Source organism: Brevibacillus sp. NPDC058079, from assembly GCF_042885155.1.
Lineage (GTDB): Bacteria > Bacillota > Bacilli > Brevibacillales > Brevibacillaceae > Brevibacillus.
Window position 1 is genome coordinate 267,973 of the sequence record NZ_JBHVSO010000001.1, and the last position, 22,732, is coordinate 290,704.

At 48.6% G+C, this 22,732-nt stretch carries 28 protein-coding genes; 24 read left to right on the top strand and 4 right to left on the bottom strand.

Features of this window, described 5'->3' with window-relative positions; genetic code table 11:
- Positions 1-9 precede the first annotated feature (9 nt).
- From ACFVS2_RS01385 to comA, 3 genes are read right to left on the bottom strand one after another with little or no spacing between them, the layout of a single operon-like run.
- Positions 10-471 (bottom strand): DUF441 domain-containing protein, encoded by a 462-nt coding sequence (locus ACFVS2_RS01385; protein ID WP_173620347.1) that lies wholly within the window; start codon positions 469-471, stop codon positions 10-12.
- Positions 472-507: 36 nt separating this feature from the next.
- Entirely contained in the window at positions 508-1,224 is a 717-nt protein-coding gene (locus tag ACFVS2_RS01390; protein WP_390230108.1) for a 2-phosphosulfolactate phosphatase, read from the bottom strand.
- Positions 1,215-2,036, bottom strand: a complete 822-nt coding sequence (comA, locus tag ACFVS2_RS01395; RefSeq protein WP_390230111.1) for a phosphosulfolactate synthase — start codon at positions 2,034-2,036, stop codon at positions 1,215-1,217. Before comA ends, ACFVS2_RS01390 begins: the two co-directional genes overlap by 10 nt.
- A gap of 149 nt (positions 2,037-2,185) precedes the next feature.
- Here comA and ACFVS2_RS01400 point away from each other — a divergent pair, with 149 nt between their 5' ends.
- The 21 genes from ACFVS2_RS01400 to ACFVS2_RS01500 all read left to right on the top strand — a co-directional run bounded on the left by ACFVS2_RS01400 (position 2,186) and on the right by ACFVS2_RS01500 (position 17,048).
- A complete protein-coding gene (locus ACFVS2_RS01400) occupies positions 2,186-2,449 on the top strand; it encodes a YqhV family protein (RefSeq protein WP_007725730.1) in 264 nt (87 codons plus the stop codon).
- Between the two features lie 79 nt (positions 2,450-2,528).
- Positions 2,529-3,008: a CD1247 N-terminal domain-containing protein gene (locus ACFVS2_RS01405; protein ID WP_390230115.1), complete on the top strand. Its 480-nt coding sequence runs from the start codon at positions 2,529-2,531 to the stop codon at positions 3,006-3,008.
- Positions 3,009-3,146: 138 nt separating this feature from the next.
- Entirely contained in the window at positions 3,147-4,109 is a 963-nt protein-coding gene (gene spoIIIAA, locus ACFVS2_RS01410; RefSeq protein ID WP_390230118.1) for a stage III sporulation protein AA, read from the top strand.
- Positions 4,097-4,615 (top strand): stage III sporulation protein SpoIIIAB, encoded by a 519-nt coding sequence (spoIIIAB, locus tag ACFVS2_RS01415; protein WP_012686020.1) that lies wholly within the window; start codon positions 4,097-4,099, stop codon positions 4,613-4,615. Before spoIIIAA ends, spoIIIAB begins: the two co-directional genes overlap by 13 nt.
- Before the next feature lie 16 nt (positions 4,616-4,631).
- The gene (gene spoIIIAC / locus ACFVS2_RS01420; RefSeq protein WP_007725726.1) at positions 4,632-4,835 is read left to right on the top strand and encodes a stage III sporulation protein AC; all 204 of its coding nucleotides are present in this window, start codon (positions 4,632-4,634) and stop codon (positions 4,833-4,835) included.
- A gap of 13 nt (positions 4,836-4,848) precedes the next feature.
- The gene (spoIIIAD, locus tag ACFVS2_RS01425) at positions 4,849-5,238 is read left to right on the top strand and encodes a stage III sporulation protein AD (protein WP_007725724.1); all 390 of its coding nucleotides are present in this window, start codon (positions 4,849-4,851) and stop codon (positions 5,236-5,238) included.
- Positions 5,239-5,254: 16 nt separating this feature from the next.
- Positions 5,255-6,451: a stage III sporulation protein AE gene (spoIIIAE, locus tag ACFVS2_RS01430; protein ID WP_173620215.1), complete on the top strand. Its 1,197-nt coding sequence runs from the start codon at positions 5,255-5,257 to the stop codon at positions 6,449-6,451.
- Between the two features lie 8 nt (positions 6,452-6,459).
- Positions 6,460-7,137, top strand: a complete 678-nt coding sequence (gene spoIIIAF, locus ACFVS2_RS01435; protein ID WP_390230124.1) for a stage III sporulation protein AF — start codon at positions 6,460-6,462, stop codon at positions 7,135-7,137.
- A gap of 31 nt (positions 7,138-7,168) precedes the next feature.
- Positions 7,169-7,864, top strand: coding sequence for a stage III sporulation protein AG (gene spoIIIAG / locus ACFVS2_RS01440; protein WP_390230127.1), 696 nt, complete (start codon positions 7,169-7,171; stop codon positions 7,862-7,864).
- A gap of 13 nt (positions 7,865-7,877) precedes the next feature.
- Entirely contained in the window at positions 7,878-8,552 is a 675-nt protein-coding gene (locus tag ACFVS2_RS01445) for a SpoIIIAH-like family protein (RefSeq protein WP_390230130.1), read from the top strand.
- A gap of 208 nt (positions 8,553-8,760) precedes the next feature.
- A complete protein-coding gene (gene accB / locus ACFVS2_RS01450) occupies positions 8,761-9,261 on the top strand; it encodes an acetyl-CoA carboxylase biotin carboxyl carrier protein (RefSeq protein ID WP_390232353.1) in 501 nt (166 codons plus the stop codon).
- 16 nt (positions 9,262-9,277) lie between these two features.
- A complete protein-coding gene (accC, locus tag ACFVS2_RS01455) occupies positions 9,278-10,633 on the top strand; it encodes an acetyl-CoA carboxylase biotin carboxylase subunit (RefSeq protein WP_173620210.1) in 1,356 nt (451 codons plus the stop codon).
- Positions 10,634-10,702: 69 nt separating this feature from the next.
- Positions 10,703-11,119, top strand: a complete 417-nt coding sequence (locus ACFVS2_RS01460; RefSeq protein ID WP_173620209.1) for an Asp23/Gls24 family envelope stress response protein — start codon at positions 10,703-10,705, stop codon at positions 11,117-11,119.
- Between the two features lie 152 nt (positions 11,120-11,271).
- On the top strand, positions 11,272-11,829 hold the full coding sequence (gene amaP / locus ACFVS2_RS01465; RefSeq protein ID WP_390230135.1) for an alkaline shock response membrane anchor protein AmaP: 558 nt from the start codon (positions 11,272-11,274) through the stop codon (positions 11,827-11,829).
- A gap of 12 nt (positions 11,830-11,841) precedes the next feature.
- Complete coding sequence (locus ACFVS2_RS01470; protein ID WP_007725710.1) at positions 11,842-12,054, top strand: DUF2273 domain-containing protein; 213 nt, start codon at positions 11,842-11,844, stop codon at positions 12,052-12,054.
- Positions 12,055-12,101: 47 nt separating this feature from the next.
- Positions 12,102-12,506, top strand: a complete 405-nt coding sequence (gene nusB / locus ACFVS2_RS01475) for a transcription antitermination factor NusB (protein ID WP_007725709.1) — start codon at positions 12,102-12,104, stop codon at positions 12,504-12,506.
- An 18-nt stretch (positions 12,507-12,524) separates the two neighbouring features.
- On the top strand, positions 12,525-13,487 hold the full coding sequence (locus ACFVS2_RS01480) for a tRNA (adenosine(37)-N6)-threonylcarbamoyltransferase complex transferase subunit TsaD (protein ID WP_390230139.1): 963 nt from the start codon (positions 12,525-12,527) through the stop codon (positions 13,485-13,487).
- Between the two features lie 88 nt (positions 13,488-13,575).
- On the top strand, positions 13,576-14,430 hold the full coding sequence (gene folD / locus ACFVS2_RS01485) for a bifunctional methylenetetrahydrofolate dehydrogenase/methenyltetrahydrofolate cyclohydrolase FolD (protein WP_390230142.1): 855 nt from the start codon (positions 13,576-13,578) through the stop codon (positions 14,428-14,430).
- A gap of 113 nt (positions 14,431-14,543) precedes the next feature.
- Positions 14,544-15,926, top strand: coding sequence for an exodeoxyribonuclease VII large subunit (gene xseA, locus ACFVS2_RS01490; protein WP_390230145.1), 1,383 nt, complete (start codon positions 14,544-14,546; stop codon positions 15,924-15,926).
- Positions 15,895-16,146 (top strand): exodeoxyribonuclease VII small subunit, encoded by a 252-nt coding sequence (xseB, locus tag ACFVS2_RS01495; protein WP_007725705.1) that lies wholly within the window; start codon positions 15,895-15,897, stop codon positions 16,144-16,146. Before xseA ends, xseB begins: the two co-directional genes overlap by 32 nt.
- Complete coding sequence (locus ACFVS2_RS01500; protein WP_390230149.1) at positions 16,146-17,048, top strand: polyprenyl synthetase family protein; 903 nt, start codon at positions 16,146-16,148, stop codon at positions 17,046-17,048. The genes xseB and ACFVS2_RS01500 overlap by 1 nt, the downstream gene beginning before the upstream one ends.
- 52 nt (positions 17,049-17,100) lie before the next feature.
- Here the strand turns inward: ACFVS2_RS01500 and ACFVS2_RS01505 are convergent, their stop codons facing one another.
- Positions 17,101-18,795 carry a M3 family oligoendopeptidase gene (locus tag ACFVS2_RS01505; protein ID WP_173620203.1) on the bottom strand — a complete coding sequence of 565 codons (1,695 nt, stop codon included), beginning with the start codon at positions 18,793-18,795 and terminating at the stop codon, positions 17,101-17,103.
- A gap of 248 nt (positions 18,796-19,043) precedes the next feature.
- Between ACFVS2_RS01505 and dxs the strand changes: the two genes are divergently transcribed.
- From dxs to ACFVS2_RS01520, 3 genes are all read left to right on the top strand, one after another.
- Positions 19,044-20,930 (top strand): 1-deoxy-D-xylulose-5-phosphate synthase, encoded by a 1,887-nt coding sequence (dxs, locus tag ACFVS2_RS01510; protein ID WP_173620202.1) that lies wholly within the window; start codon positions 19,044-19,046, stop codon positions 20,928-20,930.
- Positions 20,927-21,745, top strand: coding sequence for a TlyA family RNA methyltransferase (locus tag ACFVS2_RS01515; protein WP_173620201.1), 819 nt, complete (start codon positions 20,927-20,929; stop codon positions 21,743-21,745). Before dxs ends, ACFVS2_RS01515 begins: the two co-directional genes overlap by 4 nt.
- Before the next feature lie 128 nt (positions 21,746-21,873).
- Positions 21,874-22,731, top strand: coding sequence for an NAD(+)/NADH kinase (locus tag ACFVS2_RS01520; RefSeq protein ID WP_390230154.1), 858 nt, complete (start codon positions 21,874-21,876; stop codon positions 22,729-22,731).
- The last annotated feature ends 1 nt before the right edge of the window (position 22,732 follow it).

Genomic DNA, 22,732 nt, shown 5'->3' on the forward strand with positions numbered 1-22,732 from the left:
TTCCTGTTTTTATTTACTCATAAACCATTCCCATAGCTTCAACACAAAGGCGGTAATCCCGGCAGCCATCAACGGTCCAACGGGAATCCCACGGAAAAATACAATCCCAATAATGGAACCAATCACCAATCCGACGATCATGTGCGGCTCAGACCGCAGCAAATCGAGTCCTTTTCCATTCATCCAGGTGGCAATGGCCCCACCAGCCAGTGCGGTTAAGCCGACAACCGTAGTAAAGAGAGGTGTGACGTCTTTCCACGATATTTTTTCGCTGGCGAATGGAACCAGTACGGAAATGGTCAAAAAAAGCAGGCCGAGCTCCAATCCGCGACGCTCTACCGTTGGGAAAAAACGCTCCAGTGCCGTTAGCTTCAACACCAACAATATACTCGCCGCAGTAGCAATAATCGGTGAGCGCCCAATAAGACCGATAACGATCAGGATGACGAGCATCACTTCTCCAGACATCATTGGCATCATAACCCCTGTCCCTGTTCTCCTTTCACATTATGAGACAAGGTGTGGGAGTATGCGTTTCTCCTTGATATAAGGAACGATTTGATACTGATCCACTTGAGCACAGTACCGTATATCGCTTGCGTGATGATGCTGGACGAGCCTTTTTCCTGTTGTTGTGTGGGGTAACAGCTCGCTCAGTTTCCCTGCGTAGTAAAGGTAGCTCGCTTTTAGAACTTCACCCAGATCACAAATTTGGATGCTCGGTAACGATTGTTGTGTCTGGGCAATCATCAAGCCGGCAGCCAGACCGTCTTCCAGAGCGAATTCCGACCGGGTACCTGCACAGTACAGCGTAATATCGAGATGATACGAAAGAGCGTGTCGCACGCATGCCGTGGCATTTAAGAAGCAGCCAATCAAGAGAGCAGAGGCACGTTCTGCTTTTTGGATCGCGCGAGTCCCGTTCGTCGTGGTGAGAATAAGCTGGCTCCCCGTTTTCCCCAGAGCTGCGATTTCAGTTGGTGAGTTGTTGCAGTCGAATTCCGGGATTTTCTTACAGTGGCGTTCACCAGCCAAAACACAGTCGTTGGCGCGCAGCGAGTTCGCTTGCCCAATGGTTTCGACCGGGATGACGCTACGAAATCCATTGCCTAAAGCGGTGACAATCGTACTGGAGGCACGAAGCACATCGATGACGATGACAACATGATTGCTGATCTGTTCAAAACGAATTTCTTCCACGGTCGGCACCACTTCTATTCGCACGGATAAAACCTCCCTCTATCCATGAGTAGGGCAGTATCGCCGCGCAATCCTCGCCGTAGCGTCTCCACAGAGAATACATCTGTATAGGCAATGTTTCCGAGATTAACTTCGCTGCCAATAGCTTTGATGAAGCAGACCTGTTGATCTTTTTGTGGGGCTTCCCAGATTAGGCGGGAGGCTTTTTCTTTGGCCGCCGCGACAATGTCTAAAACGAAGGAATCGTCTATATTGCCGTCCCCGTCACAAACGCCAACGGTCCCACTCTCTCTCGCTTCCACAATAACGTGACTGGCACCATTGTGCAGGTCGAAGCTAAGTGTCTCCAGCAATTCCTCTCGACTAGTGCGATAATCGGCAGTTTTTTTCCCAACTTCCGTGTAGACCACCAGATCATTGTCTAACGCGTAATTGATGGCTTCCTGACGTTGTGAGAAGGATAAAGGGAACGTTCCATCAGATATCTCGACCGCAGTAAAACCGAGAGAGCGAATCAGCTTCATATAATCCGCAATCGTATTATGACGGATGGCAATTTCAAAAAAAGTTCCTCCTGGCATGATGTGTACGCCATTTTGTTTTGCGAGGGTCAATTTTTGGTTGAGTATTTCGAGGGGGTACAGAGCGATGGTGCCAAAACCGAGTTTGTATAGATCGATATAGGGAGCAGCCAGCGCTAACAAGTCGGAATAAGCGGTAAGTCCAAGGCCTTTGTCAATGACCATGGTTAAGCCCTTCGCCCGGGGCTTCTCTCGGATTTGCCCGGACGGGTTTGCCCAGCTGTCAGGCAAAAACGATTGATCACACTCTACCATCGGCAAGTTCCTCATTTCTTCTAGGCGTATGGTTCAGTGTATGCCCAGTAGAGGGGAGGAGTGAGGGCAAAAGCCTATAGAGGTCATGCAAAAAGTGCTGAAATGATGTGGTACAGGCATAGAGTGAAAGGAGGGGAGGACGAGACGGTATGTTGGAAAAAGCAATTATGGGTATGGCGGCGCTTAGGGTCTTCTCAGGCAGTATCGAGATCATTGCAGCTCTGCTCATTTTGAAAGTGAACCAGGTCGAAAAAGCTCTGCTCATTAATTCGGGTCTTGCGATTGTCGGGCCAATCATCTTAATCACTACTACAACAATCGGTTTATTAGGCATGTCGGATCGGGTTAGCTTTGCCAAAATTGCCTGGATTCTGGTGGGGATCTCCTGCATCTTGATTGGGGTCCGCAAGTAGTTACCCATTTCCTTCCATTGGTAAATGCAATCACGATGGGGAACGATAGGTGGGAGAGATTGGATGGGAGGGAATGTGGATGCCAGAAGCATTGGCGAATCGAATCGCATACTTGCAAGGGTTGGCAGATGGGTTGGAAGTGGGGGAGAAGAGCCCCGAAGGAAAAATTATGGTAGAGATGATTGAGATTCTAAATGAGGTGCAGGGTCAGATACGAGAGCTTCACGCGCGAGTGGAAGAGGCAGAGGATTATGTGGAGGCCTTGGATGAAGACTTAGAGGACATTGAGCTCTACCTTTTTGAAGATGATGATGACTTGTACGAAACCGTTGTCGATTGTGAGGATGATGACGATGAGTACGCGGCTTTCTACGATTTAGATGATGATGAAGACGCACAACTGTACGAAGGACAAGTAGATCCCCATCTCGATACGACCTACGAATTCGCATGCCCTAGCTGCCAGAAAGAAATCTATCTGCACGAGGGCGAAGATGAGGAAGGTTTCAGACACTATGTAATAGAGCCGGTGGATAACAAGAAAACGGATAATCGGTGATCCCAATAGGAAAAGCTTGCACTCGCGTTCTAGCACGAGAGCAAGCTATTTTTTTTGCATAAATCTCGTCCACCTCTGCATAGGATGGAGGTAAGTCAAAGTGGACAAAGGCAGAATGCTGCAAAAGGAGGGTACCTGATGAATGAGATCTTGATGATATTGCCAGCAACTTTACGTACGATTTTGACGGCCCTTCCTATCGCGGTAAGAGAGAATCTGGAAGAGATTCGGCTTCGGCAAAACCAGCCGCTAGAAGTCCGGTTTGGCCAACAATCTAGCTATGTGACACCGTCGGGGCAAATCACCTCGATACCCGCGCAAGGTTGGCTGTTTTCAGCAGAAGAGGCTGCAAAGCTCTTAAACCAGGTCAGCCAGCATTCTCTCTATGCCTTGGAAGAAGAGTTGAAAAGGGGTTACATCACGGTGGTTGGCGGTCATCGCATTGGCATTGCGGGGAAAGTGGTGCTGGACAAAGGTGAAGTGAAGGGAATCAGAGATGTGACCAGCTTCAACATCCGGATTGCCCGCGAGAAAAAAGGCGCGGCCAGGAAGGTCATGCCGTATTTGTTTGAGGATGGCAAATTGCTGAACACGCTGCTCATCTCCCCACCCCAGTGCGGGAAGACAACCTTGTTGCGTGATATGGCGAGAACCATCAGCTACGGGAGCGAGTGGTCTTCAAGTCGCAAGGTAGGAATTGTGGACGAGCGTTCTGAGTTGGCGGGATGCTTACAAGGAGTTCCTCAACGAGACGTCGGTCCGCGAACGGATGTGCTGGACGCTTGCCCAAAAGCTGCAGGGATGATGATGATGATTCGCTCCATGTCTCCTGATGTTCTGATTGTGGACGAGGTGGGAAGAGCGGAGGATGGCGACGCAGTCTGGGAAGCGATTCATGCAGGTGTAGCCGTCATTTGCTCAGCGCATGGAGCGAGCGTCAAGGAAGTAGCAGAACGCCCCATGCTGGGCAAGCTGATTCGATATGGAGCCTTTTCCCGCTATATCGTACTCAGCCGCGAAAAAGGCGTTGGAACGATTCAGGCCATCTACGATCAAAGCATGAACCTGGTTGAAAGGGAGAAGGTTGCATGGTCAAGTTGATGGGAGCCGTACTCATCCTGTTTTCAGCGTCGATGGTTGGTTGGCAGATCGGCAAGTATTACGCGAATCGTCCCGTTCAGCTTCGGGCTCTGCTCGTTGCTCTGCAAATGCTCGAAACGGAAATCGTGTTTGGGATGACCCCATTGCAGCGGGCGTTTGTGAAGGTCGGTCATCGCGTCTCCGAAGAGGTAGGGAAAGTATTTCTTCTGGCTGCTGAATTCCTGCAGACCGAAAAGGCGCATTCGGCTGAGGAAGCGTTGCAACAGGCAATGAATAGACTCTGGACTCAAACCGCCTTGCGCAGACAAGAACGAGAGGTGCTAGAGAGTCTAGGTCAGGTACTCGGATCATCCGATCGGGAAGACCAGCAAAAGCATTTGCGCCTAGCTGTCACCCACCTGCGAGGGCTGGAAGAGGAGGCTCGTGCAGAACAGGAAAAGTACGAAAAAATGTACAAGAGTTTGGGCTTTTTAGGTGGACTCTTGGTCGTCATCCTGATGTTCTAAAGGCGAGGTGTTCACAGTGGATTTTGATTTGACACCTGTTTTCCAGATAGGAGCAGTAGGGTTCATAACAGCCATCCTGCATACAGTCCTGAAGCAGGCGGGCAAGGAAGATATTGCGCATTGGGCAACTCTGGTCGGATTCATCATTGTCCTGTACATGGTGTCCCATTACATCGGCGATCTGTTCTCCGAGGTAAAACGCGTCTTCCTGTTCAACTGAGGAGGGGCTCCAGATGGAGATTGTACAAATTGTCGGACTAGGACTGGTGGCTACGATTCTCGCGCTAGTCATTAAGGAACAGAAGCCGATGTTCGCCTTTTTGTTGGCGATCGCGAGCGGAGTCATCATCTTTTACTTTCTCGTCGGAAAAATAGCAGATGTCATTCGGGTTTTGGAAAGATTAGCGGTTCAAGCAGACTTGAACCTTGTGTTTCTGGAAACGATTTTAAAAATCATCGGAATTGCCTACATTGCTGAATTCGGTGCACAGATGACCCGAGATGCTGGACAAGGTGCCATAGCTTCGAAAATCGAGCTCGCTGGAAAAGTCCTCATACTGGTTATGGCTGTACCGATCATCCAAATCATTATCGAAACAGTGATCGACTTGTTGCCGGCATAAGGGAGGTGGGATGTCCATGGCACACACTTGCAAGCTGATCCTGTTCTTGTTCTTGCTTCTTGCCTTGTTTCCAGTTGCCGTGTCTGCTGCTATGACACCCGCTGTTGCACCCGCAGCCGGTCCGATCAATCAAATCGTGCAACAACAGGTCGATCACTTGCAGCTAGACCGAGTCGAAAAGTATTGGCATCAGTTGCAGCGCGACTATAAAGGGTACTTGCCTGACTTGAAATCGGAAGGCTTTATCCAAATCCTCATGCAGCAAGGTGACTTCAGTATTTCAGGAGTCCTGCAAGGAATGGGCAAATTCATCTTTCATGAGATTTTGATGAATGGCAAGCTGCTTAGCTCCATCATTATCATTACGGTCTTCGCGATGATTCTCGAAACGATGCAGAACGCCTTTGAACGCAATGCGGTATCGACAGTGGCGTACTCGATTACTTATCTCGTCTTGATGGTACTTGCGATCAACAGCTTTCATGTCGCCATTACCTATGCCAAAGATGCAATCGCGAACATGTCTGATTTCATGCTGGCCATGATCCCACTTGTCATCGCGCTGCTTGCTTCGGTAGGAAATCTGGCATCCGCCACTATGTTTCACCCGCTGATTATCTTCATGATCAACACCAGTGGCATGATGATCTCTTACGTCGTGTTTCCGCTACTGTTTCTCTCTGCGATGCTCTCTATCGTCAGCCTGTTTTCAGAGAGGTACAAAGTCACACAGTTAGCGACCTTGCTTCGCAATATTGCAATGGGTGTCCTTGGCTCATTTCTGACGATCTTTCTCGCCATTATTTCCATACAGGGAGCGACTTCAGCCGTTGCGGACGGGGTCACGCTCCGAACAGCGAAATACATTACGGGCAATTTCATCCCGATAGTAGGTCGTGTGTTCTCCGATGCGGCAGATACCGTACTCAACGCCTCGCTACTGGTCAAAAATGCCGTCGGCTTGGCAGGAGTTTTGATCCTGATCATGCTATGCGCGTTTCCGGCTTTGAAGATACTGGTACTGGCTCTGATCTACAATCTGTCATCTGCCGTACTCCAACCGCTTGGAAACAGCCCAATCATCAGTGCATTAGGTACGATTGGGAAAAGTCTTTTGTTCGTCTTCGCTGCTTTGGCGACAGTCGGCTTGATGTTCTTTCTGGCGATTACGATCATTATTGCAGCGGGCAACATCTCCATGATGGTTCGGTAGGTGATGAGATGACTTGGTTAACCCTGTGGTTGAAAAAAATTATCTTGCTCGTCCTTTTGGCTGCCTTCCTCGATCTGATCCTGCCCAATACGACACTGCAACGCTACGTAAAAATGGTGATGGGCTTGATTCTCTTGTTGACGATCATTTCTCCCGTGTTTAGTCTGTTTAGCCTCTCGCAGGAAGATTTGGCCTTTCGTCTGGATCGCTACCAACAAGAGCTGAACAAGCCTGCTTCGGCAGAGTGGAAACGCATCACTGACAAGCTGCTCGGTCAACAAAACCAACAGATGACCGCTTACGTCCAGTCACAGGTAGCGTCCTCAGTAAAAGCCAGTGTCAAAGAGCAGTACGGCGTAACTGTCGAAGATGTCACGATTACCGTTAATCAGCAAAATCCAGAACAACCAACCCTTGAGCGAATCGAGCTGGTAGTCGGTGACGCGAACAAGGAAGAGCAAAAAGGGCAGAGCACGATTGAACCGATTAAACCTGTCCAGCCTGTTGAGATTACGATTGGCGAACCCATTGACATACAACCTGATCCCAAATCAGATATTGCAGCAACAGCTCACCATGACAACCCGCTTTACGCGCAAATCACAAACGATGTCGCTAAAGAGTGGGGGCTTTCGAAGAGTCAGGTCGTTATCAAAGACGAATCGAGAGAAAGAGAGAAACAGTAGCGGATACAGTCAGTGAAACGAGGTGAAAACAATGAAGCAATTGTGGGAAAAGCTGAAAAGTATGTTCATGAAGCAACAAGGCGAGACGATGCAGGAAGAAAAGAAAATCGTAGTGGGGAGCAAGGGTAAAAACCCAAAACTGAAGCCGCTGCATTATTTCATCGTCATATTGGGAATAGGCGTTGCCATTATGATTTTGACGGATTTCCTCAGAGTGGAAAAAGATCAGCCACTCGGATTTGGAGATATAGGGAGTGAGGCGCCAGGTCCTCCTGGAGGCGATTCAACTTCCCAGGTGCTAGGAGGATCACCGACTACCGACATTATTGCCGAATATGAAAACATTTACGAGACGCAGCTGCGCGATATCCTCGCTTCTGTTGTCGGCGTCGGCGAAGTAGAGGTCATGGTCAATCTGGAATCAACACCAGAGCTGGTTGTGGAAAAAAATCGCAACATTCGTTCCTCAACCAATCAGGAAATGGACAAAGAAAAGGCAACCCGCAATCAAAATGACCAGTCACGAGATGAGCAGGTCGTTATCGTGCAAGGCGGCAAGCAAGATGCCCCCGTTGTTGTGAAGACGCTGAAGCCGAAAGTACGCGGGGTCCTGGTAGTGGCTAAAGGGGCCGATAACATCCAGGTTAAAGCGTGGATCACTGAAGCCGTTCAAAAGGTTTTGGATGTTCCCGCTTATAAAATATCCATTTTGCCCAAAAAAGGGTAGGAGGTAATGGCGAATGATTCTAAGAAAGCAAACGGTATGGTTGTTGACAATGCTTGCTGTCATGGTTGTGCTCTCCGGCTATTACTTGGTGAAGGGGCCGCAAGAACAGGTCCCAACATCAGGACAAGAGCAAGCCGTCCAGAAGCAAGAGCAAATTTCTGGCGTGGTTGTTGAATCCAAGCAAGTAGATCACGCCTCACAAGCAACTCCTGTCGATCAAGCTCCAAAGGCAGCTCCGGTAGACGAAAAAACTGGCACGAAGGAAGCCAAAACTCCTGCTGCACCAGAAGCGAAGCCAGCTGCAACGAACACGGTCGTCCCAGTAGCAGAAACGGCGAGTGAAATCTTCCAAGGTTACAAAATGAAACGTGAAGCCATGCTGGCGCAACAAAAAGACGAACAGCTCGCAATTGTAAACAGTACGGATTCCTCTCCGCAAGCAGTAGCAGAAGCAATGGCCAAGTTTGAAGAACTGTCTAACATGGAAAGCGCTACGATGACTGCAGAAGAAATGCTCAAGGCGAGTGGCTATCAGGATGCGGTCGTTACTGTCCAAAATGACAAGGCGACAGTCATTGTACAAAAAGATAAATTGAGCGCCAACGAGGTCGTGGAAATCATTGCAAACGTGAAGCAGCACTTGAATATCCCGGCGACAAACATTAACGTACAATACAAGTCATCCTAATAAAAGCTGCGGTACTTTCTCGTTATAAGGGATAGGAGAAACGGGCATGATGGTAAGGATTTTCTCGCTTCTGTTAGAAAAGAAGCGGGGAAATCCTTTCTTGACGTGGTATAGGCAACAGGCTACCATGGATTTATGGTTTGCCAAAAGGATACATAATGGACTCCCCGAACCTCTATTGAAAGAAAAGAAGGAGTGCTTGTTCGTAATGAAAATGCATGAAATCCGCGAAATCATTAAGTTAATTGATCAATCATCCATTCAAGAATTTAACTTGGAAACAGAAGGTGCCAAGGTGTCTCTGAAAAAATCCAATGGTACGGAAACGATTGTCGTCACGCAACCAGCGGTTCAAGCTCCTGTTGCAGCACCAGTAGCACATATCTCGGCTCAGCCAGTTGTTGCGGCAGCGCCAGTCGTAGCAGAAGTTCCAAAAGCAGCTGCTGTACAAGCATCGGATGACGCAAATCTCCACAAGATCGTATCTCCAATGGTAGGGACTTTCTATAGCGCACCAGAACCAGGCAAGCCGCCTTACGTACAAGCTGGTGACAAAGTGAATGCGAGCAAGGTTGTTTGCATCGTAGAAGCTATGAAACTCTTTAACGAAATCGAAGCAGAAGTAAGCGGCGAGATCGTGAAAGTGCTCGTAGAAGACGGTCAATTGGTTGAGTATGGCCAAGCATTGTTTTTGGTAAAGCCAGAATAAGGTGGGGGAGAGCGGAATGTTTCAAAAAGTATTGATTGCCAATCGCGGGGAGATTGCCGTGCGTATTATCCGGGCATGCCGCGAGCTGGGCATTCGTACGGTCGCCGTCTACTCCGAAGCGGATCGTGAAGCGCTTCATGTGAAGCTGGCCGACGAAGCTTACTGTATTGGTCCAAAGGCATCCAAGGAAAGCTATTTGAATATAGCAAACATCATGAGTGTAGCGACCAAGGTAGGGGCAGACGCCATCCATCCTGGTTATGGCTTCTTGGCAGAAAACGCAGACTTTGCCGAGATCTGTACAGCCTGCAACATTACCTTTATCGGTCCAGACCCAGAAGCAATTGTGAAGATGGGTGACAAGTCCACAGCTAAGGATACGATGAAAACGGCAGGTGTACCTACTGTACCAGGTACGGAAGGACTGATCGAAGATGTGGCTGACGCTGTAGTCACCGCAAACGAGATTGGCTATCCTGTCATGGTCAAAGCGACAGCGGGTGGCGGCGGACGCGGAATGCGCGTAGCCGTTGACGACGAAGATTTGGAAAAAGCGATCCGTCAGGCGCAAAACGAGGCGAAAACGGCTTTTGGCAATCCAGGGGTTTACTTGGAGAAGTTCGTAGAAGGCCCACGCCATGTGGAAATTCAAATCATGGCAGACAAGCATGGCAATGCCGTATACCTGGGTGAGCGCGACTGCTCCATCCAACGTCGTCACCAAAAGCTGATCGAGGAAGCTCCATCTCCAGCATTGAGTGAAGAGTTGCGTCGACAAATGGGTGAAGCTGCTGTTGCGGCGGCAAAATCCGTTTCCTATCACGGTGCGGGCACTGTCGAGTTTTTGCTGGACAAACACGGACAGTTCTACTTCATGGAAATGAATACACGTATTCAGGTTGAGCATCCGGTAACCGAGCTGGTGACTGGCTTTGATCTGATCAAGGAGCAGCTGACCGTAGCGGCAGGCCAACCTTTGTCCTTTACGCAAGAGGATATCCAAATGGATGGCTGGGCTATTGAATGCCGCATTAATGCTGAGAATCCTGCGAAAAACTTCATGCCTTCGCCAGGTCGTATCACGGAATATTTGGCGCCAGGCGGCTTTGGCGTGCGCGTAGACAGTGCAGCGTATGCGGGATATTCCATTCCGCCATACTACGACTCTATGATCGCCAAGCTGATTGTGTGGGGCAAGGATCGTAACGAAGCGATTGACCGTATGAAACGTGCCTTGAGCGAATTCGTCGTAGAGGGTATTACGACAACGATTCCATTCCATTTGAAGGTATTGGAGCACGAAGTATTTGTCAGCGGGAATTTCGATACGAAATTCTTGGAAACCTACGACTTGAACCTGAATGAAGAGTAAGTAGGGCTGATTTGTAAAAATACGGTGTGCTTGGTATAATGAATTACAAATTAGAGGGAGGTGCGAAGCATGGAAGAGTTTACTTCAGATTTAGATAGAACAGAACTTGGTAAGGTCCAGATCGCTCCCGAAGTGTTGGAAGTGATCGCCGGCATGGCTGCATCCGAAGTAGAAGGTGTGGCGCAAATGAGCGGCGGTTTCGTAGGAGAAATAGCTGAACGTTTAGGCCGTAAAAATATAGCACGTGGTGTGCGTGTAGAGGTTGGTTCCCGCGAAGCAGCGGTGGATGTTTCGATCATTGTCAAATACGGACATCGCATCCCGGAAGTCGCTCGAAATATTCAAGATAGTGTACGCAATACGATTGAGAGCATGACAGGTCTTTCGGTAGTTGAAGTAAACGTACATATCGTTGATGTTGAGTTAAAAGCTGAAGAAAAAGCACCGGCACCTGTACCGGTTGAAGAACACCAGCGCGTGCGCTAACAAGCAGCGGATGGATGCCCCCTACGAACAGGGGGCATTTTCCTCATTTGAAAACGTGATTTTGTTTAGGCTTTCAGCGTAAATTCATGGAGTTTTCCGGAACGTGCCGTGTTTGTCTTCTTTTTCAAACATGGCTGAAAGGAGAGGTGCTTGTGAACTTGTTTGACCGCTTTATCTTGACGATTTATAGCTTTGCGCTCATTGTTTTGTCTTGCATCGCGATAGCAGCGACCAGCGGATTGATCTCGCAAGATTTTTTCCGTCCATACGTGGATCAGATGCTGGCGGGTACGAACATCACCTATCTCGTTGTCGCGATTATTTTCCTCGTAGTCAGCCTTCGCTTCTTTTTCAGTTCTTTCCGCTCTAACAAGCCTAAAGTAGAACGGGGAATCCGTCAGCACAGTGATTTGGGTGAGGTCAACATTACGATTCAAACGATCCAGACCATTGCAGAACGTGCAGCCCGCCGAGTTAAAGGAGTGCGCGATATGAAAACGACAGTGAAAGCACTCGAGAGCGGCAATATTATCACCCTGCGTGTTTCGGTAGATGGAGAAACGCCATTGCCTGAACTGACACAGAAGCTACAAGCTGACGTGAAGGAGCAAGTTGAGGGGATTGCTGGTGTTGTCATTTCTGAGGTGACCATTGTCGTGACGGAAGTAGCTCAGCAGGAAAACTACTCGGCTCGTAAACGGGTGGAATAGAAGGTGAAGTAAATGGTGCGGGAGTTAATGTGGGAACACAAGGGGAAGCTAATGGGGGTTTTTGCCGGACTTTTTTTAGGCATCATCTACCTTCTCGTGGGATTTTGGGATACACTGGTTTTTGTTGTGTTTGTCGGGACCGGTTATTATATTGGTCGCAAGCTCGATCATAAGGAAGACTTGCGTGAAATACTCGACAAGATTTTGCCAGGCAAGTTTCGGTGACATAAGAAAAGTCCGAGCTCATTTTAATTAGTAGGTGAATGAATGGTATGAAACGAAGAACAGCACGAGAAAAAGCAGTCCAATGTCTTTTCCAAATTGATATGGCTGAGGTTCCGCTAACGGATGCGGTTGCCCTCGTCATGGAAGAATCCGAGGAAAATGCACAGTATTTGCGTTATCTCCTCGATGGTGTATTGAATAACTTGACTGAGATTGATTCGGAAATCAAGAAGTATCTGCGCGGATGGCAATTGGAACGCATCGCCAATGTAGATCGCGCTATTCTTCGTCTGGCTTTTTACGAGATCATGTTTGAGCAAGACACTCCTGACAAAGTCGTGATGAACGAAGCGATTGAGATCGCGAAGCTCTTTAGCGACGAGACGTCCCACCGATACATTAACGGTGTGTTGTCGAGCTTCTTGCAATCGCGTGAAACTAAGCAGGCGTAATAGGTAGGAGATACAAGCATGAGTAAGGTAATGTTGGGAATCGACACGAGCAATTACCGGACATCACTGTGCTTGGCTGAGGAAGACGGCCGAATTGTCGCAGAAGCAAAACGCCTTCTGAAAGTAAAGGAGGGCAAGCGCGGACTGCAACAATCCGAAGCCGTCTTTCAGCATGTGATGAACCTGCCGGAATTAAGTGAAGAAATGAAGTGGAAGGATTACGAGATTGCAGCGATTTGCGTGAGCGAGAAGCCGCGTCCGCAAGACGGATCGTATATGCCTGTATTTAAGGTAGGAGAGGGCTTGGCGAAATCGTTGGCAACTTATTTGCGGGTTCCCCTTCACTTGACGACTCATCAAGAGGGACATATAGCGGCGGGGGAATATACCGCTGAGGTGCGTCCGACAGAGGATCGCTTTTTGGCTGTGCATTTGTCTGGAGGCACCAGCGAGTTGTTGTTGTGCGAGCGTCACGCAGCCGGTTACGTCATTGAGAAAATCGGTGGGACAATCGATCTGCACGCTGGGCAACTAGTTGATCGGATTGGTGTAGCACTCGGTATGTCCTTTCCAGCAGGTCCTGCGTTGGAGCAGTTAGCCAAGGACTCAACAGGTGCGTTTCGGATTTCTTCGGCGGTTGACGGGCTTTCCTTTAGTTTTTCTGGTCCAGAAGCTTCGCTTTTGCGTGAAGTGGAGAGAGGAAGTACGAGTCCTGCTGAGATTGCGCGAGCGACAGAGCAATGTATTGCCAATACACTAGAGAAGTCCTTACGTCATGCAGTAGAGCAAGGTTACCCGAAGGATATCTTGATTGTTGGAGGAGTAGCTGCTAATTATTACATACGTGAGCGGCTAATCAAACGCCTGGAACACCCTGCCGTGAAGGCAAAGCTGTACTTCTGTGACCCCGTTTACTCCGGTGATAATGCCTATGGAGTCGCTATGTTGGGGTGGATGAAGCAAAAGGCGAACATTAAATAAATGCGAACTTTTTATAATTCGGCTTTACAGCTGAGGGGGAAATCGGTACACTTAACGTATCGACGTTGATAAAGGAGGCATTTTCTCCATGGCTGCAACCATTCTCCAGGGAAAAGAAGTAGCACAGAGTATTCGGGCCGAATTGGCGAACGAAGTAGCTGAATTGAAAAAGCAAGGGATCGTACCGGGATTGACCGTTGTCATTGTGGGAGACGACCCGGCTTCTCACTCCTATGTGCGTGGTAAAGCAAAAGGCTGCGAGGAAGTCGGTATTTCATCTGAGATCATCATGAAGCACGCTGACATCACAGAGGAAGAGTTGTTGGTGATCATTCAACAGTTGAACGAAAATCCGAACGTTAATGGGATTTTGGTTCAGCTTCCTCTTCCTGCTCATATTTCAGAGCATGCGGTAATTGAAGCCATTGCTCCTGAAAAAGATGTGGATGGTTTCCATCCGATTAGCATAGGAAACATGGTATTGGGAAATGATACGATGCTTCCTTGCACGCCGCACGGGATTATTGAATTGATCAAGCGCACAGGCACCCCAATGGCAGGCAAACATGCAGTGGTGATCGGACGCAGCAACATCGTTGGTAAGCCGGTCTCATTGCTACTGCAACAGGAAAATGCTACGGTAACCATGTGTCATTCTCGCACGCAAAATCTCGAGGAATACACCCAAAAGGCAGACATCCTCGTCGTTGCAACCGGTAGGGCTCATATGATCGGCAAGGAGCATGTCAAACCGGGCGCTGTCGTCATTGACGTTGGTGTGAACCGCATCGAAACGGGTAAGTTGGTTGGAGATGTCAAGTTCGACGAGGTCAAAGAAGTGGCTAGCTATTTAACCCCAGTTCCAGGCGGTGTTGGCCCGATGACGATTACCATGCTGCTGAAAAATACCGTTGCGGCAGCGAAAAAGCAAGCAAAACAATAGAAGAAAATCGGCAACTTATTATAGAATGGATAAGGCATAAGCTTTATCCATTCTTTTGCATAGTCCTTGTTACATGCACGGCAAAGCCAAGTTTTTTGTAAAGGAGGGGCCGCATGGCATTACAAGATATCTTATCCGTCACTGATCTCAATCGTTATATTAAGCTGGTGCTGGAAAAGGAACCCCACCTGCAAGATATATGGGTGAGAGGGGAAATCTCCAATTTTACCCACCATTCCAGTGGTCATATGTATTTCACGCTAAAGGACAAGCAGTCACGCATCAAAGTCGTCATGTTTGCGAGTTATAACCGCTTCCTGCGTTTCTTGCCCAAAGATGGAGCAAAAGCGATTGTGCGCGGGTCCATTTCTGCATACGAACGGGACGGCGCGTATCAGTTTTACGCCAAAGAGATGCAGCCAGATGGTCTCGGCTCGCTTTATTTAGCATTTGAGCAGCTAAAAGAAAAATTAGCTCAAGAAGGGTTGTTTGCAGCAGAGAGGAAGCGAATGCTCCCGCGTTTTCCCAAACGTGTCGGTGTCGTTACTTCTCCGACAGGAGCAGCCATCCGAGATATTTGCACGACGATTCGCAGACGGTATCCGCAAGCAGAGATCGTACTTTCACCAGCTGTTGTCCAAGGTGCGGATGCACCTGCATCGATTGTCTCCGCTATTCGGATTCTAAACGATCAGCCTGACATTGATGTTCTCATCGTAGGGCGCGGTGGTGGTTCCATTGAGGAGCTGTGGGCGTTTAATGATGAAAACGTAGCGAGGGCAATTGCTGCATCACTCATCCCTGTTATCTCTGCGGTTGGACACGAAACGGATGTGACGATCGCCGATTTCGTAGCAGATGTCCGGGCAGCTACGCCGACAGCCGCAGCTGAATTGGCAGTACCGCATTATTTGGAATGGGTCGAGAGAGTGCGGCAGCTCGAAATACGGATGCATCGAGCAGTGCGTGGTACCATGACAGAGAAGAGAAGCCGTTTGACACGCTTGAGCAATTCGTATGCGATGCGCCAACCGGAGCGGAGGCTGGAGGAAGCCGCAGAACGATTGGATCGGGCACATTTGCGGATGCGTCAATCGATGAAGCATTTGCTAGAAAGAAGACGCGAACGCTATACGAGATTAGACGAACAAATCAAGCGCTATCGCCTCGCCGATCAAATCGGGGATAAAAGAAAAAATCTGTCTAAACTCCGCGCCACCCTGGACGAACGGATGCGGGGACGTCTCAACCATAAAAGAATGGCATTCGCAGCTCGCATAGCTACTTTGGAAGCACTGAGTCCGTTGAAGGTCATGCAGCGTGGATTCTCACTTGTATACACAAATGACAGACTCGTAAAATCGGTGGAACAGTTTGCCCCTGGCGATGAGATCATGGTACGATTAAGTGATGGCAGTGCGACTGCGCGTGTGGAAAAAGTGAACCGGGAGGAGGAGAAGAAGAGTGGCTCGCAAGAAAACAGAACAAGAGACTGATATGCAGTTCGAGGACGCGATGAAGCGTCTGGAAGAAGTCGTCAATCGACTCGAGGAAGGAGATATTCCCCTCGAAGAAGCGATTACGCTATATCAGGAAGGAGTAACTCTTTCCAGAATTTGTGGTCAAAAGCTGGATGCAATCGAAGCGAAGATTACCCAGTTGGTGGAAGAAGACGGACAGGTAAAGCAGAAGGCTTTTCGCGTGGAAGGAGAATAATGATCGGCGTGCATACATTCGAGAGTTATTTGGTGGAAAAGACTGCCTATATAGAACAAAGACTCCTGCCAGCCCTTGAGCAGCAAGGAGTTCCGGAAAACTTGTACGAATCCATGAAGTATTCGCTCATGGCAGGCGGAAAAAGGTTGCGTCCCATGCTGGTGTTGGCGGTCCTAGAAGCACTGGACAAGCCGATTGAACGGGGTGTGGCTTTTTCGGCTGCCTTGGAAATGATACATACGTACTCCTTGATTCACGATGACCTCCCTGCGATGGACGACGATGATCTTCGTCGCGGAAAACCGACCAATCACAAAGTATTCGGTGAAGCAACAGCCATTCTCGCAGGAGATGCCTTGCTGACTAGAGCGTTCGCATACATTGCAGAAGCTTACATGGATCACGCTGATGTTTCAGCGGCTACTACCGTGAAACTGATTGCGGAGCTGGGAAAACGTGCAGGAGCAACTGGTATGGTCGGCGGACAGATGGCTGATATCGAAGGGGAGAGCAAGCGCCTTAACCTGGACCAGCTCGAATTTATCCATCGTCACAAAACGGGTGATCTCTTGATCGCAGCCTTGCGCGGGGGAGGCTACCTCGCAGAAGCATCCGAAGGTCAAATGGAAGCGTTGACACGCTATGGTGTTTGCATTGGTCTCGCTTTTCAAATTCAGGATGACATCTTGAATGTGGAAGGAGATGCCCAAGAGCTGGGGAAAGCAGTTGGCAGTGATGCAGATCGGGAAAAGGCGACGTACCCATCGCTGCTTGGTCTAGCCGAATCGAAGGCGCGTCTTGACGAATTAATTGCGGAGGCAAAAGCAGCGCTTACAGATGCGGGAATCGAGAATTCTGCACTCAGCCCTTTGGCCGACTACGTGCGTGATCGCAATAAATAAGTGAAAGCTGGCAACCCATATGGGAAATGCCAGCTTTTTTCGTACCTACCTATTACAAGCTTTTATCGTTAATGCTATTTAAAAATTGTTCAATCTCGCCAATCACCGATGGTATGCTGTCGTCCTCAAATGGAGAATACAGCTTCGCCACTTGTACCAACTCGAGGAACGATTTGCTTCCGCCTTCGCGGCAAAGTGTCAAATAATCTTCCCAAGCTTGCTTCGGCTCAGATTGAGCCCGTTTCCAAAATTGGAACGCGCAAATCTGAGCAAGTGTGTAGTCGATGTAATAGAAGGGGCTTTGAAAAATATGCGTTTGTTGCTGCCAGAAACCGCCCTCCTCAAGATACTCATTCTGTGCGTAATTGCGATCGGGGAGGTACTTGCGCTCAATTTCACGCCAAGCACGTTTACGCTCTGACGGGGTCATATCTGGGTTCTCGTAGACAACATGCTGGAACTCATCAACAGAAACGCCGTACGGAATGAACTGGAGTCCGCTACTCAGATGAGAGAATTTGTATTTGTCCGTATCTTCCTTGAAAAAATGCTCCATCCATGGCCACGTCAAAAACTCCATGCTCATCGAATGTATTTCACACGCCTCATAGGTTGGGAAATGATATTCAGGGACCTCAAAATCTCTACTTACATACACCTGAAACGCATGTCCTGCCTCGTGTGTAAGTACGTCGATATCACCAGATGTACCGTTAAAATTGGCGAAAATAAAGGGGAGCCTGTATTGGCTGATGTATTCACAGTAGCCGCCTGTAGCCTTTCCTTTTTTGCTCAATAGATCTAAACAGTCATTGTCCAGCATGAAGTTGTAAAATTCGTCCGTTTCAGGTGCCAACTCGGCATACATCTTTTTCCCGTTATCAACAATCCATTCCGGCGGGCCTTTCGGACTTGGATTCCCTGTAGCGAAATCAAAGGAAAGATCGTAATACTCAAGTGTATCGACACCAATGCGTTGGCGCTGACGTTCAACGAGCTTTGACGCTACTGGAACGATGTGCTCAAGCACTTGCTTACGGAAATTGGCTACCATTTCTGCGTTGTAATCGGTACGGTTCATACGTGCATAGGCTAGCTCCACAAAGCTATTGAAGCCGAGTTTTTTGGCGATGCGTGTGCGTACCTTGACGAGCTGATCGTAAATGCGATCAAATTCGTCCGTATGTTGCCGCATATACTCATACTTCGCTTCATTAGCACGTTTGCGCGTGTCTCTATCTTTCGCGATTGTAAAAGGAATCATCTCTGAAAGATTTCGCTCTTCTCCTTCAAACATGATTTTGGCAGAAGCTTTCAGTGCGACATATTGACTGGCCAAACGGTTTTCTTCCTGCAAATCAGAAATGACTTCTGGCGAAAATGTACGGAGTGTGCTTTCAGCGATGCGAAACAGCTGTGCACCCCATTTTTCTTCCAAGTCAGCACGGAAGGAAGAATCGACGATCGCCTGATAGTAGCGGGAAACGATTCCGGTATACAAAGGAGTTGCTTCATCCCAATAATCCTGCTCTGCTTTGTAGAAAGGATCTTCTGTATTGATCGTGTGGCGGATTTGTGCGACATTCCGCGCAGATTCCACTTCTTGTCGCAGTTTGTTCAATTGAGCCATGATTGTATCTTGCTCGGAGAAGGTTGCAGCATGTTGAAACGCTTCCAATAATTGCGTGAATTGTCCTTCAACTTTGTCCATATCCATGCGCTCATACTGAATTTGTGAGAACTTCACGGACGTCCACCTCTTTTGTTCGGAGTATGTATTCAAAATCATCTTACCAGAAAATGCAAGATAGCGCCTTCATATTCGTATATGTTGATGAAAAGTGGTGTTTTTATTAAGAAACCGTTATAATGAATCAAGCTGAAAATAAGCGGAATCGGCTATAGCAATAAGGAAAGCCGGGTTTTCTAGTGGCTTGATTGATATGCAGCATGCACAATCGCCGGAGAACGAACAGTGGAAAGTGAGGAATACCAATGCTGCTTACTACTATAAATGATCCTCAAGACTTGAAAAAGTGCACGCAACCGCAGCTACATACATTGGCATCCGAGATCCGTCAGTTTCTAATCGAGACGCTATCGAAAACAGGTGGTCATCTCGCGCCGAATCTGGGAGTCGTCGAGCTGACACTAGCGCTGCACTATGTTTTTGACAGTCCCAAGGACAAGCTGATCTGGGATGTCGGACATCAAGCATACGTACATAAAATGCTGACAGGACGCCGGGAGATGTTTCCGACCTTGCGTCAGTATAAAGGTCTGTGTGGGTTCCCAAAAATGGTGGAAAGCCCGCATGACGTCTGGGAAACCGGGCATAGCAGTACGTCGTTGTCTGCCGCAATGGGGATGGCGACTGCGCGGGATTTGAAAAAAGAAAAGAACCATGTCATTGCTGTGATCGGAGACGGTGCGCTGACAGGCGGTATGGCTCTGGAGGCCTTGAACCATATTGGTCATGAGCGTAAGAATGTCATCGTTGTGTTAAATGATAACGAAATGTCCATCGCGCCAAACGTTGGGGCCTTGCACAACTATTTGGGGAAAATTCGCTCGACGGAGAACTATCAATGGGCGAAGGATGAAGTCGAAGGATTGTTGAAATCCATTCCGGCTGTAGGGGGCAAATTGGCTCACATGGCTGAGCGCTTCAAGGACAGCATGAAATATTTGCTCGTATCTGGCGTTCTCTTCGAGGAGCTAGGCTTTACGTATATTGGCCCAATAGACGGACATAACATGGAGCTTTTGCTCGATACATTGAAGACAGCCAAGCATACAAAAGGCCCGGTTTTGATTCATGCCATCACGAAAAAAGGTCTAGGCTATGCGCCAGCTGAAGCTGACTCAGTCAAGTGGCATGGTATCGGTACGTATAAAATCGAGTCAGGTGATACACCGAAATCTGCACCAACGTATACGTCTGTTTTTGCAGATACGATGATGAAGCTCGCAGATGAAGACAATTCGATCGTGGCTGTTACCCCTGCGATGCCAGCGGGCTCAGGCTTGATCCCCTTTGGACAGAAGTACCCTGACAGACTGTTTGACGTTGGGATTGCAGAGCAGCATGCATGTACATTTGCGGCAGGATTAGCAACACAAGGCTTGAAGCCGGTCTTTGCGATTTATTCGACCTTCTTGCAAAGAGCTTATGATCAGCTAATCCACGATGTCGCACGCCAAAAGCTCAATGTAATTTTTGCCGTTGACCGTGCTGGGCTCGTCGGAGCAGACGGGGAGACACACCAGGGTATGTACGATGTGGCATTCATGCGTATCATTCCAAATATGGTCATTATGGCACCGAAGGATGAAAATGAGCTGCGTCATATGATGAAGACAGCAGTAGAATATAAAGATGGTCCGATCTCTTATCGTTATCCACGATTGCCGATTCGTGGCGTCAAAATGGATGACGATCTGCAAGTGCTGCCAATCGGAAAAGCAGAGATTGTACGCGAAGGCAAACACGTGGCGATCCTTTCGTTCGGGCATGTATTCGAAATTGCTGAGGCGGCTGTCAATCAGCTTCAAGACGAAGGAATCAAGCCGATGCTGGTCAATGCACGTTTTTGCAAGCCTTTGGACGAAGAGCTTTTGTTCCGTCTGGCAAAGGAAGGCTACGATATCGTTACGGTCGAAGAAGGCTGTGAAATGGGCGGATTCGGCAGTGCTGTCATTGAATGCTACAATCGCGCAGGCTATCACGGCATGAATGTACAGGTAGTCGCGGTACCTGATTATTTTGTTGAGCATGGAAGTGTGAAAGAACAACGGCAAGAGGTAGGGCTGACAGCTGATAATATCGCTGCTCGTGTTCGATCCTTGATGCCAATTTCGAAGGGCGTAGTGGAAGCATGAGTGTGAGAAAAGAACGGGTTGATGTTCTCTTGGTCGAAAGAGGCCATTATGAGACCAGAGAAAAAGCAAAAGCAGCCGTAATGGCAGGCCTAGTGCAAGTAGCTGGCGAGCGCTGTGACAAGCCGGGAACCAAATTTGCCGAGGATGTTGCGATTACGGTGAAGGGCGAGGTACACCCGTATGTGAGTCGGGGTGGCCTCAAGTTAGAAAAAGCATTGCGTGTCTTTGAAATCGACATGAAGGATCGTGTCATGATGGACATCGGGGCCTCCACTGGCGGATTTACGGACTGTGCGCTACAAAACGGTGCGCGACTTGTATACGCCATTGATGTCGGGTACGGACAGCTCGCGTGGAGCTTGCGACAGGATGAACGAGTGGTCGTCATGGAACGGACGAATTTCCGTCATATGGACCCGGAAGCCTTTGAACATGAACGCCCTAACTCGGCATCGATTGACGTATCGTTTATTTCGCTGCGATTGATCTTGCCGGTGCTGTACCGTTTTCTGCTCGAGGGCGGTGACGTCGTTGCGCTGGTCAAGCCTCAATTTGAAGCAGGCAAGGATAGAGTCGGAAAGAATGGAATCGTCCGTGATCCAGAAGTACACGAGAGCGTACTGACTGACATCGGTCAATTTGCCAGCGGATTGGGTTTCGCGCTAAAAGGCTTGGATTACTCTCCCATTACAGGGGGAGAAGGAAACATTGAATTTGTTATGCATGCCCAGAAAAGTGAGGGCGGCATGGATTCGGAAGCTTGGTTGCAATGCGTATCAGAGGTTGTTGCGTCTGCTCATGCGAATTTGAAATAGGATAAAAAACCAAAGCCTCGGGAGTTTTGTCACAATCGAGGCTTTTTATTTATGCATGTGAAGTTGTATACTTGTATATGAGGTTGTTCAAGAAGGATTTCCAACCAACCAGTTTTGGGGTGGACCACGTGAAGAAAATTGGAATCATAGCGAACAAAGGAAAACCCGAAGCACGTATCGTTGCACGGGAACTGCTGTATTTACTTGAGGACAGAGGGGCGCAGGTATTCCTGGATGAACATGTCGCATCAGATGTAGGGCATCCAGAACTGGGCGCTTCTGTAGAAGAGATGGGGATGCAGGCGGATTTGGTTTGTGTATTAGGGGGCGATGGCACTCTACTCAGAATTGCTCGCCAGCTTGCCGGTCACTCTATCCCGATCTTTGGAATTAATTTAGGCACGTTGGGCTTTTTGTCGGAAGCGGAACCGGAGCATCTGCCTCAGGCTGTAGACAATCTCCTTTCTGGAAAGTACGACATTGAAAAAAGAGCGATGCTGGAAGCTTGTTTGGTGCGAAAAGGAACCACACTGGGGACATACACAGCCATGAATGATATTGGGATTGCAAAAGGGTCATTTTGCCGGATCATTCAATGTGCAGTCTTTCTGGATGATGAGTACGTCGCGACGTTCAGCGGAGATGGTGTCATTGTCTCTACACCAACAGGATCAACGGCATACTCGCTTTCTGCGGGCGGTCCAATAGTGGCGCCCAATGTGGACATGCTATTACTGACGCCAGTGGCTCCTCATTCCTTGACGGCCCGGCCATTGGTACTGTCAGGCAATCAAACGATCCGGGTCGAAGTGGATGCCATTCATCAAGAGATGGGACTGTCCATTGACGGGCAGTTTGGTTATCGACTAGAGGGCGGCGATCAGATTTACATTAAAAAGTCACCGTGTGTTACCCCGCTGATTAAGTGGAAAAAAGGTGGCTTTTTCGAAGCAATACGAACGAAATTACAAGGGGAATGGGAGTAAT

Bases quoted from the DNA above. Each gene is read 5' to 3' on its own strand.
- ACFVS2_RS01515 (WP_173620201.1), top strand. From the start codon at position 20,927: ATGAGTGTGAGAAAAGAACGGGTTGATGTTCTCTTGGTCGAAAGAGGC.
- comA (WP_390230111.1), bottom strand. From the start codon at position 2,036: ATGGTAGAGTGTGATCAATCGTTTTTGCCTGACAGCTGGGCAAACCCG.
- spoIIIAD (WP_007725724.1), top strand. From the start codon at position 4,849: ATGGAGATTGTACAAATTGTCGGACTAGGACTGGTGGCTACGATTCTC.
- dxs (WP_173620202.1), top strand. From the start codon at position 19,044: ATGCTGCTTACTACTATAAATGATCCTCAAGACTTGAAAAAGTGCACG.
- accB (WP_390232353.1), top strand. From the start codon at position 8,761: ATGAAAATGCATGAAATCCGCGAAATCATTAAGTTAATTGATCAATCA.
- ACFVS2_RS01405 (WP_390230115.1), top strand. From the start codon at position 2,529: ATGCCAGAAGCATTGGCGAATCGAATCGCATACTTGCAAGGGTTGGCA.
- ACFVS2_RS01460 (WP_173620209.1), top strand. From the start codon at position 10,703: ATGGAAGAGTTTACTTCAGATTTAGATAGAACAGAACTTGGTAAGGTC.
- spoIIIAF (WP_390230124.1), top strand. From the start codon at position 6,460: ATGACTTGGTTAACCCTGTGGTTGAAAAAAATTATCTTGCTCGTCCTT.
- spoIIIAG (WP_390230127.1), top strand. From the start codon at position 7,169: ATGAAGCAATTGTGGGAAAAGCTGAAAAGTATGTTCATGAAGCAACAA.
- ACFVS2_RS01385 (WP_173620347.1), bottom strand. From the start codon at position 471: ATGATGTCTGGAGAAGTGATGCTCGTCATCCTGATCGTTATCGGTCTT.
- ACFVS2_RS01445 (WP_390230130.1), top strand. From the start codon at position 7,878: ATGATTCTAAGAAAGCAAACGGTATGGTTGTTGACAATGCTTGCTGTC.
- xseA (WP_390230145.1), top strand. From the start codon at position 14,544: ATGGCATTACAAGATATCTTATCCGTCACTGATCTCAATCGTTATATT.
- folD (WP_390230142.1), top strand. From the start codon at position 13,576: ATGGCTGCAACCATTCTCCAGGGAAAAGAAGTAGCACAGAGTATTCGG.
- nusB (WP_007725709.1), top strand. From the start codon at position 12,102: ATGAAACGAAGAACAGCACGAGAAAAAGCAGTCCAATGTCTTTTCCAA.
- ACFVS2_RS01480 (WP_390230139.1), top strand. From the start codon at position 12,525: ATGAGTAAGGTAATGTTGGGAATCGACACGAGCAATTACCGGACATCA.
- ACFVS2_RS01400 (WP_007725730.1), top strand. From the start codon at position 2,186: ATGTTGGAAAAAGCAATTATGGGTATGGCGGCGCTTAGGGTCTTCTCA.
- ACFVS2_RS01500 (WP_390230149.1), top strand. From the start codon at position 16,146: ATGATCGGCGTGCATACATTCGAGAGTTATTTGGTGGAAAAGACTGCC.
- spoIIIAE (WP_173620215.1), top strand. From the start codon at position 5,255: ATGGCACACACTTGCAAGCTGATCCTGTTCTTGTTCTTGCTTCTTGCC.
- spoIIIAA (WP_390230118.1), top strand. From the start codon at position 3,147: ATGAATGAGATCTTGATGATATTGCCAGCAACTTTACGTACGATTTTG.
- accC (WP_173620210.1), top strand. From the start codon at position 9,278: ATGTTTCAAAAAGTATTGATTGCCAATCGCGGGGAGATTGCCGTGCGT.
- spoIIIAB (WP_012686020.1), top strand. From the start codon at position 4,097: ATGGTCAAGTTGATGGGAGCCGTACTCATCCTGTTTTCAGCGTCGATG.
- ACFVS2_RS01470 (WP_007725710.1), top strand. From the start codon at position 11,842: ATGGTGCGGGAGTTAATGTGGGAACACAAGGGGAAGCTAATGGGGGTT.